The 12804-nt window shown below is 65.3% G+C and carries 13 protein-coding genes; 9 read left to right on the top strand and 4 right to left on the bottom strand.

Annotated features, from left to right (window positions below):
- From PKA57_RS00765 to PKA57_RS00750, 4 genes are all read left to right on the top strand, one after another.
- On the top strand, positions 1-438 hold a 438-nt coding region (locus tag PKA57_RS00765), incomplete at its 5' end, for an HAD-IA family hydrolase (protein WP_324297006.1).
- A 134-nt stretch (positions 439-572) separates the two neighbouring features.
- Positions 573-1628 carry a saccharopine dehydrogenase NADP-binding domain-containing protein gene (locus PKA57_RS00760; protein ID WP_324297005.1) on the top strand — a complete coding sequence of 352 codons (1056 nt, stop codon included), beginning with the start codon at positions 573-575 and terminating at the stop codon, positions 1626-1628.
- Between the two features lie 198 nt (positions 1629-1826).
- Positions 1827-2327, top strand: a complete 501-nt coding sequence (locus tag PKA57_RS00755; RefSeq protein ID WP_324297004.1) for a tetratricopeptide repeat protein — start codon at positions 1827-1829, stop codon at positions 2325-2327.
- 6 nt (positions 2328-2333) lie between these two features.
- The gene (locus PKA57_RS00750) at positions 2334-3326 is read left to right on the top strand and encodes an alpha/beta hydrolase (protein WP_324297003.1); all 993 of its coding nucleotides are present in this window, start codon (positions 2334-2336) and stop codon (positions 3324-3326) included.
- Positions 3327-3332: 6 nt separating this feature from the next.
- On the opposite strand, the gene pyk is transcribed toward PKA57_RS00750, so the two are convergent.
- Both pyk and PKA57_RS00740 read right to left on the bottom strand, forming a co-directional pair.
- A complete protein-coding gene (pyk, locus tag PKA57_RS00745; RefSeq protein ID WP_324297002.1) occupies positions 3333-4769 on the bottom strand; it encodes a pyruvate kinase in 1437 nt (478 codons plus the stop codon).
- Between the two features lie 13 nt (positions 4770-4782).
- Positions 4783-6105, bottom strand: a complete 1323-nt coding sequence (locus PKA57_RS00740) for a glycerate kinase (RefSeq protein ID WP_324297001.1) — start codon at positions 6103-6105, stop codon at positions 4783-4785.
- A 34-nt stretch (positions 6106-6139) separates the two neighbouring features.
- Between PKA57_RS00740 and PKA57_RS00735 the strand changes: the two genes are divergently transcribed.
- The 4 genes from PKA57_RS00735 (at position 6140) to PKA57_RS00720 (ending at position 8192) form a co-directional block, all read left to right on the top strand.
- Positions 6140-6979, top strand: coding sequence for an N-formylglutamate amidohydrolase (locus PKA57_RS00735; RefSeq protein WP_324297000.1), 840 nt, complete (start codon positions 6140-6142; stop codon positions 6977-6979).
- Positions 6980-7001: 22 nt separating this feature from the next.
- Positions 7002-7307, top strand: a complete 306-nt coding sequence (locus tag PKA57_RS00730; RefSeq protein ID WP_324296999.1) for a DUF1244 domain-containing protein — start codon at positions 7002-7004, stop codon at positions 7305-7307.
- 131 nt (positions 7308-7438) lie between these two features.
- A complete protein-coding gene (locus tag PKA57_RS00725; protein WP_324297254.1) occupies positions 7439-7705 on the top strand; it encodes a DUF2312 domain-containing protein in 267 nt (88 codons plus the stop codon).
- Between the two features lie 106 nt (positions 7706-7811).
- Positions 7812-8192 (top strand): hypothetical protein, encoded by a 381-nt coding sequence (locus PKA57_RS00720; protein WP_324296998.1) that lies wholly within the window; start codon positions 7812-7814, stop codon positions 8190-8192.
- Here PKA57_RS00720 and PKA57_RS00715 read toward each other — a convergent pair.
- Both PKA57_RS00715 and PKA57_RS00710 read right to left on the bottom strand, forming a co-directional pair.
- A complete protein-coding gene (locus tag PKA57_RS00715) occupies positions 8164-9819 on the bottom strand; it encodes a beta-(1-6) glucans synthase (protein ID WP_324296997.1) in 1656 nt (551 codons plus the stop codon). The two genes, PKA57_RS00720 and PKA57_RS00715, sit on opposite strands and share 29 nt — an antisense overlap.
- Positions 9820-10043: 224 nt before the next feature.
- Complete coding sequence (locus PKA57_RS00710; protein WP_324296996.1) at positions 10044-11573, bottom strand: sigma-54 dependent transcriptional regulator; 1530 nt, start codon at positions 11571-11573, stop codon at positions 10044-10046.
- A gap of 387 nt (positions 11574-11960) precedes the next feature.
- On the opposite strand from PKA57_RS00710, the gene PKA57_RS00705 reads away from it, so the two are divergent.
- Positions 11961-12773: an OmpA family protein gene (locus tag PKA57_RS00705; RefSeq protein WP_324297253.1), complete on the top strand. Its 813-nt coding sequence runs from the start codon at positions 11961-11963 to the stop codon at positions 12771-12773.
- The last annotated feature ends 31 nt before the right edge of the window (positions 12774-12804 follow it).

The raw sequence follows: 12804 nt of genomic DNA, 5'->3' as shown, positions 1-12804 counted from the left end.
AACGCCGCCCGCCTCAAGGCGCTCCATCCCGGCGAGGCGGCGCTGATCGACCTCTGGCGGACGGGGTTTCAGGAGATGATTCCCGGTCCCGTTCCCGGCACGTCGGCGCTCATCGCCGCGCTGAAGGCGCGTGGGCACCGTCTCCATGGCCTTACCAACATGCCGGCGCCCGTCTATCCCGTGCTTTGCGCCCGCTTTCCCGAACTCGCGCTCCTCGAGGAGGTGGTGGTGTCGGGCGAGGAGGGCGTCATCAAGCCCGATCCGCGCATCTACGAGATTCTGATCGGCCGCACCGGCCTCGAGCCTTCGCGGACGCTCTTCATCGACGATTCGCGGCGCAACGTCGATGCGGCGGCGGCGCTCGGCTTCCACACCCACCGCTTCGCCGATGCGGAGGGCTTGCGCGCCGATCTCATGGGCCGCGGGCTGGTGGCGTGAGGCGCACGTCTTCGACGCTCCGAGCGCGGATGGACGCCGGATCGGGTCAGAGGTGACGGGCGGATCGTGGGCGAGGGCCCCCGAAAGGCGCTATAGTCGTCCGGTTGTCGGGAGGCGGAGCAACGGGAGGGGAAATGAGCGGCAAGTTCATGATCTATGGCGCAACCGGCTATACGGGCAAGCTCGTCGCGCGGACCGCCAAGGCGCTGGGCATGCGCCCGCTTCTCGCCGGGCGGAACGAGGCGCGGCTCAAATCCGTCGCAGGCCAGCACGGCTTCGAGTATCAGGCCTTCGGGCTCGATGACAGGCAGGCGCTCACGGCGGCGCTCTCGCAGGTCGATGCGGTGCTCCATATTGCCGGTCCCTTCGCGCACACCTCGCGGCCCATGCGCGAGGCCTGCATCAGCACGAGGACGCATTACCTCGACATCACCGGCGAGATCGACGTCTTCGAGGCTTGCGCCGCCGCCGATGTCGAGGCACGCGAGGCGGGCGTCATGGTCATGCCCGGCGTCGGCTTCGACGTCGTGCCGAGCGATTGTCTCGCGGCTCACATGAAGGCGCGCATGCCCGATGCGGTCGAGCTGACACTTGCCATATCCGGCCTCGGGCGGATGTCGCGCGGAACGGCCAAAACAGGCGTCGAAAGCATCGGCAAGGGGACGCGGGTCCGCCGCGACGGCGAGATCGTCGCGCTCGGCTCGCCGCCGCGCCGCGAGGTCGATTTCGGGCAGGGACCGAAGCCCGCCATCGCCGTCGGCTGGGGCGATGTGGCGACCGCATATCATTCGACCGGCATTCCGAACATCACGGTCTATTTCGAGGCGAGCCCGGAACTCGAGCGCATGGCGTCGCTCGGCACCATCGGCCGCTGGTTCGCGAGCACGGGCTTCATGCAGCGCCGGCTCAAGGACGCCATCGAAAAGCAACCCGAAGGCCCGACCGATGCCGAGCGGCGCGAGGGCCATGCCGTCTTGGTCGGCGAGGCGGTGAACGAGGCCGGAGACAGGATCGTCTCGCGGCTGCGGACGCCGGAGGGCTACACGCTCACCGCCATGACGAGCCTCGAGATCATGCGCCGCACGCTGGCAGGCAGGGCGGTGCCGGGCTTCCAGACGCCGTCGCGCGTCTTCGGCCCCGACTTCATCGTCGAATTTGAGGGCTGCACCCGCCGCGACCTGAACGGCTGAGGCGCATGAACGCATGCGGCCGGGCTTGGCCCGGACTTCGCCTGCGCATATGCTTCCGCCATGGCCGGTCGCTTCATTTTGAGCATGCTCTTCGCTGCGCAGTTCCTCATCTGCGCGGGAAGCGTTTCATTGGCGACCGAGCCCTCTGGCGCACCCCCCGCCGCACCCCCTGCCGCGCCGGAGTTGCCGCAAGCGAGCATGGACGATCCCAAGATTCGTGCTGTCGTGCTCGACGCGCTCTTCACCGACCTTGCTCGCGCCAAGAGTGCCGACGAGGCCAAGTCGGTCAGCGGGGCGATCTTTCGCGTCTGGATGTATTCCGGCAGCCCGAGCGTCGATCTTCTGATGGGGCGCGGGCTCGATGCCTTTGCGGAGAAGGATTACGACCGCGCGCTTTTCTACTTCAACGAAGTCGTGGCGATGGCGCCGGATTTCGTCGAGGGCTGGGACAAGCGCGCCGCAATCCACTATCTCAAGGACGATTACGCTGCCGCCCTGAAGGACATCGAGCGGGTGCTGAAGCTCGAGCCGCGCCATTTCAGCGCCATGGGCGGGCTCGCCATCATGCTGCGCGATCTCGGCGACAAGAAGGGTGCGCTCGATCTCTATCGGCGTGCGCTCAAGATCAATCCGTGGCTCGACGGCGCGGAGCAGGCCGAAAAATCCCTCTCGATAGAGATCGAGGGGCGGGGCATCTGACGGTACATGGACGTCCTTCTGGCAGCGATCGCGGCGGGGCTTCTGGCGCTCGCATTCTATTCGGCGTGGTATGCGGCGCGGGTCGCCGGCCGCTTTCCGCCGAGAGGCAGCTTCATCGAGGTTGAAGGCGTCCGCATACATTATGTCGAAATGGGCGTGGCCTCGGCCGATGCCGCGCCCATCGTTCTCGTTCACGGGGCGAGCGGCAATCTCGGCGACATGGTCGAGAGCATCATGCCTGAACTGGCGAAGCGGCACCGCGTCATCGCCTTCGACCGGCCCGGCCATGGCTGGAGCGAAAGGCCGGGCGGCGAGGACGCCTCCGATCCGGCCGCGCAGGCGCGTCTCCTCCATGAGGCGCTGGCGAATCTCGGCATCGAACGGCCCGTGCTCCTCGGCCATAGCTGGGGCGGCGCGCTCGCAACCGCCTATGCGCTCCGCTTCCCCGACGATCTTTCGGGCCTTCTCGTTCTTTCAGGCGCCACTCATGTCTGGGAAGGCGCGGACGCCTGGTATCACAGGATCATCGCGACGCCGCTTGTCGGCTCGCTCTTCCTTCATGTGCTGATGGTGCCGGGCGGGCTCATGCTGATGGAGGCGGGCATCCGCAACAATTTCGCGCCCGACCCCGTGCCGCCGCGATATGCCGAGCGGATCGGCCTGCCGCTTCTCTTCAGGCCGCGCCAATTTCGCGCGAACAGCGCCGACACACGCCGCCTGCGCGGTTTTCTCCGCGAGCAGAGCGGGCGCTATAGAGAAATCCGTGTGCCGACGATCATCGTCACGGGAAATCGCGACCGCACCGTCTGGGCGAAGCTCCATTCCTATGCGCTTCACGACGCGATTGCTGGCTCCGAGATGATCAAGCTCGTCGGCGTCGGCCATATGCCGCATCATGTGCGGCCCGATATCGTGATCGACGCGCTCTCGCGCCTCGCGCGGGGAGTGCCTCCCCGCGCGGGCACGCATGTCGTCGAACCCGGCGCGCCGCTGCGCTGACGCCGATCAGTCGGCGGCGCTTCCCTTGCGGCCCACAAAGGCCACGCGCAGCATGTTCGTCGCGCCCGGCGTGCCGAGTGGCAGTCCGGCCGTGACGATGATGCGCTGGCCGGGCTGCGCGAAGCCTTCCTGAAAGGCGATGCGGCAGGCGCGCTCGGCGATGTCGTCGAGATCGTGCGCATCCTCGGTCAGAACGCAATGGAGGCCCCAGACAAGCGCGAGGCGGCGCGCCGTCGCGGGGATCGGCGTCAGGGCGACGATGGGAAAGAGCGGGCGTTCGCGTGCGGCGCGAAGTCCCGTCGAGCCCGAGTTCGTCCAGCAGACGATCGCCGCCGCCTTGAGCGTGTCGGCGACCGAATGGGCGGCGGCGCTGATCGCATCGGCGCCCGTCGCCTCGGGCTCCGTCCGCTGCGAATAGATGATGCCGGGATAGGTCGGGTCCGCCTCGACCGATTCCGCGACGCGGTTCATCATGCGCACGGCTTCGACCGGATATTGGCCCGCCGCCGATTCCGCCGAAAGCATGATCGCATCCGCGCCCTCGAAGACGGCGGTGGCGACGTCGGAAACCTCCGCGCGCGTCGGCACCGGCGAGGCGATCATCGATTCGAGCATCTGCGTCGCGATGACGACGGGCTTGCCCGCGCGCCGCGCCCCGCGCGTGATCCGCTTCTGCCAGCCCGGTACTTCCTCGAGCGGCAGTTCGACGCCGAGATCGCCGCGCGCGACCATCACCGCGTCCGAGATGTCGATGATCTCGTCGAGATGGACGAGCGCCTGCGGCTTTTCGATCTTGCCGAGCACGGCGACGCGCCCGCGCGCGATCTTGCGCGCCTCGGCGATATCGTCCGGACGCTGAATGAAGGAGAGCGCCACCCAGTCGACGCCAAGTTCGAGCGCCTTATCGAAATCGGCGAGGTCCTTGTCGGTGAGCGCCTTGAGCGGCAGCACCGATTCCGGCACGTTGACGCCCTTGCGATTGGTGAGCCGGCCGCCGACCACCACTTCCGTTTCCGCGAAGTCGGCGCCCGTCCGGGTCACGCGCAGACGGATCTTGCCGTCGTCGAGCAGCAGCGACTGACCGACCTCGACCGCCGCGAAGATTTCGGGGTGGGGCAGGGGCGCGCGTGTCGCGTCTCCCGGCGCCGGATCGAGATCGAGCCTGAAGCGCGCGCCCTTTTCGAGCATCGCCGCGCCATCCGCGATCTCGCCGACCCTGAGCTTCGGCCCCTGAAGGTCCACCAGAATGCCGATGGGGCGTCCCTCCTCGGCTTCGACCTCGCGGATCAGCGCATGGAGGCGCGTCAGGCCCTCATGGTTCAAATGGCTCATATTGAGCCGGAACACATCGGCACCCGCATGGAACAGCTCGCGGATTTTCTCCTTGCCGTTCGATGCAGGTCCAAGGGTGGCTATGATCTTGACGTTACGCCGACGCATCACCGGGTGGCTCTCCTCATGTTTGCTCCCCCTCGATCAGTATGACTCGAAAATCATTCACATTGGTGAAACTGGGGCCCGTTCGCAGCAAATCGCCGAGTCGCTCGAAAAGCCCCCCGGAATCGTGGGTGCGGAGCGCTTCGCGCGGATCGAGGCCGAGCGCCCCGGCGCGCGCCAGCGTGTCGGGGAGCAAAAGCGCGCCCGCCGGATCGTCGCTTGCGCCCCAGCCGCCATCTATGCCGTCCGTATCCGCCGCAAGCGCGGATATGCCGCTTGCGCCCTGAAGTGTGAGGCCAAGCGCGAGCGCATATTCCTGATTGCGGCCGCCGCGCCCCGCGCATGACGGGTCTTCGATGGTGATGGTCGTCTCGCCGCCCGAGAGAATGACGCGGCGCTCGCCCCTTGCGCGTGCGTCGAGCGCGAGGCGGGCATGGGCGGCGGCGATGTCGCGGGCCTCGCCTTCGATCCGGTCGCCGAGATTGGTAACGGCACAGCCTTGCATCTCCGCGCGTTCGGCAGCGGCGCGAAGCGCGACCGCGCCGCTGGCCACGATCTCGTAGCGCGCATTCCGAAAGGCGGAGGCACCGGGCTTCGGGCTTTCCGGCGCGGAGATGAGCGCCACGCGGATGTGCGGGGGAAGCTCGATCTCGAAACGGTCGAGAATGTTGAGCGCGTCCTCGCGCGTCGTCGGGTCGGGAACCGTCGGCCCCGATGCGATGACGCTCGGATCGTCGCCAGCCACATCGGAAATGGCGAGGGTGACGATCGGCGCAGGCGCAATCGCCTCGGCGAGGCGTCCGCCCTTGATGCGCGAGAGGTGCTTGCGTACGCAGTTGATGTTCGCAATCGGCGCGCCGGAGGCAAGCAGCGCGCGCGTGAGCGCCTGCTTGTCCTCGAGGCTCACACCCTCGACGGGAAGCGTGGCGAGCGCCGAGCCGCCGCCGGAAAGAAGCACCAGCGCCAGATCGTCCGGCCCCAGCGTCCGCGCCATGGCGAGCATCCGCTCGCTCGCCGCAAGCCCTGCCTCGTCGGGCACGGGGTGGCTCGCCTCGACGATCTCGACATGCCGCGTCGGCCGCCTGTGGCCATAGCGCGTGATGGCAAGACCTGAAATCGCGGCTTCGGGCGCGTGCCGCGCATAATGCGCTTCGGCAGCCGCGGCCATGGAAGCAGCCGCCTTGCCGATGGCGAAGATGACGAGACGGCCCGCCGGTTGTGGCGGCAAATGGGCTCCAAGGCAGATTTCGGGCAGGGCCGATTTGACCGCCGCCTCGTAAAGGCTCAGCAGAAAGGCGCGTTCGGCGGAAAAGCCTGGCGTCATGGGAAAGGGCAGGACCATTCTCTGTGTTGCACCCCTTGGGTATAATGCAACCATGCAGTCCATGTCATGTGACGGGGAAGTCTCCCCGAACGAATCCGCACCATTCGATCTCGTCAATCCCGGAGGCGATCCGGAGTTTCTGATCGTTTGCGACCATGCATCGAACGCGCTGCCCGCGGGCTACGGAACGCTCGGCCTGCCGGAAGCGGAGTTCGAGCGCCACATCGCCTATGACATCGGCGCGGGTGAAGTGTCGCGCCTGCTCGCCGCGCATCTCGATGCGCCGGCCGTGCTTGCGTGCTATTCGCGCCTTCTCATCGATCTCAACCGGGGCGCCGACGATCCGACGCTGGTGATGAAACTTTCCGATGGCGCGATCGTGCCTGCCAACCGCGACGTCGATCCCATTCATGATACGGTCGAGTTCGAGCATCGTCTGCTGCATTTCTATCTGCCCTATCACGAGGCGATCTCGGCGGCGATCGCGCGGGCGCGCGGGCGCGGCGTCCAGCCGGTCATCGTCTCGATCCACAGTTTCACGCCATCATGGCGCGGCGCCGCGCGGCCCTGGCATGCGGGCATATTGTGGGATCGCGACGACAGGCTGCCGCTCATGCTGCTCGATGCGCTTCGCATGGAGCCGGGGCTCGTCGTCGGCGACAACGAGCCTTATTCCGGGCGGCTCAAGGGCGATTGCCTCTACAAGCATGGCACGATGAACGGTCTTGCCCATGCGCTCGTCGAGATCAGGCAGGATCTCATCTGCGACGAGGCCGGACAGCGCGAATGGGCCGCGCGGCTTGCGGCAGTGTTGCGCGATGCCAGGCGCGACCCCGATCTCGGCGTGATCCGCCATTACGGCTCGCATACCGATGGGAAGAAGCGCCTATAAACATTGCGACAGGAGAGGTTTCATGGACAAGGCATTGGAGACGGAGCTTGAAGCGGCGGCCTTTCGCCGGTTGATCGCTCATCTGCGCGAGCGCACCGATGTGCAAAACATCGACCTCATGATCCATGGCGGCTTCTGCAGGAACTGTCTTGCGGACTGGTATGTGCAGGCGGCGGAAGCCAGAGGCGTTTCGCTGACACGCGATGAAGCGCGCGAAACGGTTTATGGAATGCCATTCGCCGAATGGAAGTCGAAATACCAGAAGGAAGCGACGCCAGAACAGCTCGCCGCCTTCGAGGCCGCGCAAAAGGCGCATGGCCACGAATAGTTTTTATCGAGCCGGACAATTCGGCGCGGGCAATATCCACAGCTTTCTCCCCTATGGATATTGCCGCGATGGCGTGGGCTCGCTAGTGTCCCGCACTCACCGGATAATGGATGGAAGTGGAGCAACGCATCATGGCGGACGGCAATATGCCTGTGAATTCGGGTGGCGTCGCGCAGGATCAGCTGCGCACCATTGTCGAGCGCATCGAACGTCTTGAGGAAGAGAAGGCGGCGACCGCTGCCGACATCAAGGAAGTCTATGCCGAAGCGAAGGCCAATGGCTTCGACACCAAGACGCTTCGCCAGGTGATCCGCATCCGCAAGCAGGACAAGGCGGAGCGCCAGGAGCAGGAAGCCATTCTCGATCTCTATATGCACGCCCTCGGCATGGTCGAGTAGGCGCGCCGGCGCACTTCATCGCGCCCGCCCGATCTGATATATCGGGCTTCGGGGGCGCGGCCTTGATCTCCGCGATCGCCGACGGAGATTGCCAGTGGAAAGTCCCGTGCCGAATCCTCTCGAAGCTTCAGCAGAAACCGCCTGGCCCTGGGCGCGGGTGAGATCCTGGATTCATGCGGCGGTCGCGACGCTCGCCGTCGCCTTCGTGCTGCGCTATGCGCTGATCGAGCCGCACTGGATCGGCATCACCTGCAGCGCCGATACCGCTCCCTGGTGGTGCGTACCGCGCGAGGGCGTCGTCCTCATGCACATCTACTGGGTGTGGGGCTGGCTCGCTCTGGCGGGCGGCGTTCTCGCCATCGCCTTCGGCTGGCTCTGGGCGATCCGCCTCGGCCTCGTCATGAGCCTGATGGGGCTCGTGCTCTACAATGCCGACTATGCCGCCATCGGCCTCATGCTCACGCTTTTGCGGTTGCCCCGGATCTAGCGAAGAGGCAGCGCCAGGCGGCGCGCGTCACGCCGAACCAGGGCAGCGCCGCCAGCAGCGTGAATGAAACCCAGACCAGCGCCTCGATGTTCTGCACGCCTTCGTTGAAGGCGGTGATGCAGGCAGTGATGACGAGCAGCGTCGCGAACAGGACCTCTTCGTGGCGACCCTCGGGCTGGCGCTTGTGATCGCCGCGATTGAGCGCGAGGAGCGCGAGGCTTGCCGCGGCAAGCCCGAAAGCGGCGAGGGGAAAGTCGCGGTAACGCTGATCGAAGCAGAAGCCGAGCGCGATCACCAGCGTGGAGAAGGCGACCGAAAGCTGGACGAGGCCGAGATAGAGCGGCTGGCCGAGGCTTGCGCGATCGGGCGCGCGGAGCCATGCGACCGTCTGCGCGATGGAAAGCGGTCCCATGCCGTTTCGTCCCTTCGTCAGCTCCGGGATGACGAAGCAGATGACGGCGAGCGATTGTGCGAGGACGAAGAGTTCGACGCCCGCCTCGATCGGCGTGCGCCAGGCGATCCATGAATGTTCGACCTGCAGAAGCAGGCTCGAACCGGCGATGGCGGCGCCGACACCGGCCGCGAGCCCGCCGAGCGGATCGGGCTTGCCGCCGCGCCAGGCCATGATGGCGAGAATGAGGAAGGACAGCGCGAAGCTCACCGAGCCTTCAAGGCGCCATTCGGGGTGGTTCGAGACGGGGCCCGTCCATGGGAATTTCTGCACGCGATCGGTCGTGAAGACACCCCAATGCCCACCCACGGTGCCTTCGAGCGCGCGCTTCCAGGGCTGGTCGAAGGCCTCGATCAGATTGTAGTCGAGATCGACGCTCTGCGCGTAGGCGGCAAGCTCGCGCAGATAGAGCGCCTGGGAGACGATCGAGGGTATCGCTTCGGCGCGTTCGCGGCCAGCGCTCGGAAAACCCGTCTCGCCGATGAAAATGCTCTTGCCCGGAAACATCGGCGCCACCTCGCCGAGCACGCTCTTCAGATAATCGACGCCATGTTTCGCGGAAGTGGGATTGTTCTCCCAATAGGGCAGGATGTGTATGGTGACGAAATCGACGGCTTGCGAAAGCTCGATCGGGGCCTTGACCCAGAAATCCGTGACATCGGCATAGGTGACCGGCATGCCGGTCGCCTTCTTCACTTCGGTCAGATAACGGATCAATTCCTCAGGCGGCTGTTCGCCGCGCAGCAGGACCTCGTTGCCGACGACGATCGCCTTGATCGCCCTGGGGTGCGCCTTCGCGACCTCGATCGCATGTTCGATCTGCTTCTGGTTGCGCGCGTCGTCGCGGCCGATCCAGATGCCGAGCAAAACCTTGAGTCCATATTTTTCGGCGATCGGCACCACCGCATCGAGCCGCTGGTCGACGCTGTAGGTGCGGACGCAATCGGTCATGCCCGAAAGAAGCGCGAGGTCCGCGTCGATGCGCGCGGGATCGGCCTGAAAGCTCTCGTCGAATGGCGTTTCGGCGCCGCGATAGGGCGTGTAGCTGATGCAATGCACCTTGCCGGCAGGCGCGTCGACCATTTCGACGGGCGCACCCAGGAACTTCCAGATCATCACCGTGAGCAGGGCCGCGACTGCGAGGCCGAGCGCATAGGGAACGGAAACCAGCTTCATGGAAGGGGTCTCATTCTCGCGGGCGCTCCCCGGATGGGCTCCATTGACCAGACGCCAAATTGACCAGAGGCCAAGAGGGCGGTCCCGGTTCCGCCCGGGGTCGAACGGGGGAGGGAATAGCACTGATCGAGCGGGCGGATCAATGGCCCCCCGGAAATGGCGGAACGGCGCGGATTTTCATCCGCGCCGTTCGCAAGGGCAGGGAATTCCGGTCCGGAACGGCGTCAGTTTTCGCGGACCTCGAGGCCGAGATCGCGAACCTTGCGGTAGAGCGTCGAACGGCCGATGCCCAGGCGCCGGGCGACTTCCGTCATGTGACCCTTATATTTCTCGATCGCGAGGCGGATCATCTCGGCCTCGATGTCCTCGAGCTTGCGGACATTGCCGGCCTCGTCCGTTACTGCGATGCCGTCGGAGAAATTCGACCGCGCGAAATCGGCGAGCGTGTGGCGCTGTTCGCGCATGGGCGGCGATACGGGCGCCCGCTCATGCTGTTCGGCCATGGGCTGCGGCTGCTGATATGAGGGCTGCGGCGCCGGCTGCGGATGCGTGATGGCGGCCGCATAGCCTTCGACGAGGCTCGCGATTTGCGGGAAGTCGGAGACCTGAAGCATTTCGCCGTCGCAGAGAACGATGGCACGGAAGACCGTGTTCTCCAGCTGGCGCACATTGCCCGGCCAGTCGAAGGCGCAGAGCATCGACTGGGCTTCGCGGGAAATTCCGACCACGGGCTTTCCCTCTTCCGCCGCGAGCTTGCGGATGAAATGCGCGACGAGATCGGCAATGTCCTCCTTGCGCTCGCGCAGCGGCGGCACATGGATCGGGAAGACGTTGAGCCGGTAATAGAGATCCTCGCGGAAACGCCCTTCCTTCACCATCTGGAGAAGGTCGCGATTCGTGGCCGAGATGAGGCGGATATCGACCTTGACGGGCTTCTTCGAGCCGACGGGATCGACCTCGCCCTGCTGGAGTGCGCGCAGCAGCTTCACCTGCATGTCGAGCGGAAGCTCGCCGATTTCATCGAGGAAGAGGGTGCCGCCGGAGGCTTCCTGAAACTTGCCGGCATGCTTGTCGGTCGCGCCGGTGAACGCGCCCTTCTCGTGGCCGAAAAGAATGCTCTCCACCAGATTTTCAGGAATGGCGCCGCAATTCACGGTGACGAAGGGCTTGCCCGCCCTTTCGCTCTCGCCCTGAATGGCGCTGGCGATCAGCTCCTTGCCGACGCCGGATTCGCCTTCGATCAGAATCGGGATGTTCGACTGCGCCGCCCGCTTGCCGAGCCGCTTGACCTGATCCATCGCGGGGCTACGCGCGATCAGATCGCCGAATGTCAGCCGACCGCTCTGTTTCTTCTGTAAACGGGAGATTTCACCCGTGAGCGCGTTAACCTTGAGCGCGTTCCGCATCGAGACATGGAGCCGCTCGGGGCTCACCGGCTTGATGACGAAGTCGGTCGCGCCCTCGCGCATCACATTGACGACCGTCTCGATGCCGCCATGAGCCGTCAGCACGATGACCGGCAGGTTGGGCTTGGCCGGATGGACGCGCCGCAGCACCTCCATGCCATCGACGCCCGGCATGACGAGGTCGAGAATCACGAGGGAAATTTCGCTGCCCGAGGGGCCTTCGAGATAGGCCAGCGCCGCCGCTCCGCCATCGACGGGAACGGCGCGATATCCGTCCCTGCTGACGACCTCCTCAAGGATACGGCGCTGCGCCGGGTCGTCGTCCACAATCAGGATGGCCTGTGTCATAGGGTCGCCTCGGATTTACTTTCGCCGCCTGGGTCGCGGTCTGGATGGCCCATATTGGGGCGGATTGGTAAAGGCCATCTTAAACTGCTGACTTTCTTCCCGGGCCTTATTTCCACTCATACAGAGGTATTAGACTCAACCTGGGTACTACGTCGGGCAATCGTGACGCACCCGGAATAGTGTTGCCATCGTGTAACTTTACGGGGCGAACTTAAGCAATTCCGGCAAATGCCATTGATGGTTCCTCAAGTTCCATGCGAAGAGATTAGATTAGGGATTACCGGTGGGGTCCGGGCCACCCGTCACGACGTCGGGCGGTTGAGCACAATAACGACGGAGATTGGGATGAAAATCATATCCCGGCTTATAGCGTTGGGGACCTTCTTGGTGCTGGCTGGTTGCGGCACCTGGACTGCTGAATCGTATCTGCATGAAACGATCAGCGGCGATTCGTTCAACGCATGCCTGGCGCGTGAGTACCAGGAGAGGGCGACCTCTGAAGCCTATGTCGACTGCAACTGGGTCGATACCGCAACGATCGTCGAGAAGGGCCGCGCCGCGGCTGCCGGCGAGACGGTCCTGCCGTGGGATCCGGCGACGCGCGGCGTCCTCGCCAGCGACCTGCCGGAACTGCAGGATGCGCGCGCGAAGCTTCTCGCCGCTCTCGACAATGGCGGCCGCACCGATGCGGACCGCGCCTGCAAGTGCGCCAAGGCGCAGCGCTACTATGACGGCTGGGTCGAGCAGGCGAGCGACAACAAGCTCGGCGTGAACGGCTCGTGGCTCGGCGGCGAAGGCGGCCCGGTGCAGCCGGAGCGTGTGAAGGCTGAAAAGGCGGCCTTCTACGAAGCGCTGACGGCTTGCGAAGCCAAGGCGGTCGTCGCTGCGGGTCCGTGGACGATCTACTTCGGCTTCAACAAGTACAACCTGACGCCCGAAGCGCAGGCTGTGATCCAGGAGATCGCCAAGTCGTCCGCCTCGACCTTCGCTGTGGTCGGCCACACCGACACGGTCGGCAGCAACGCCTATAACGATGCTCTCGGCCAGCGCCGCGCCAACTCCGTTGCCAACGCCATCAAGGCGAACGGCAAGGAAGTTGCCACCGCCACGTCGGACGGCAAGCGGAACCTCGCCGTGAAGACCGGCGACGGCGTGCGCGAGCCGCTGAACCGCCGCGCGGTCATCTCGGTCGTCAAGTAAGCTCTGACGCCACAAAGATCGGGAAGCCCCG

This window comes from Parvibaculum sp., from assembly GCF_035325945.1.
GTDB lineage: Bacteria > Pseudomonadota > Alphaproteobacteria > Parvibaculales > Parvibaculaceae > Parvibaculum.
Note: the sequence above shows the minus strand (reverse complement) of the source record. Positions and strands in the feature narration are given on the sequence as shown.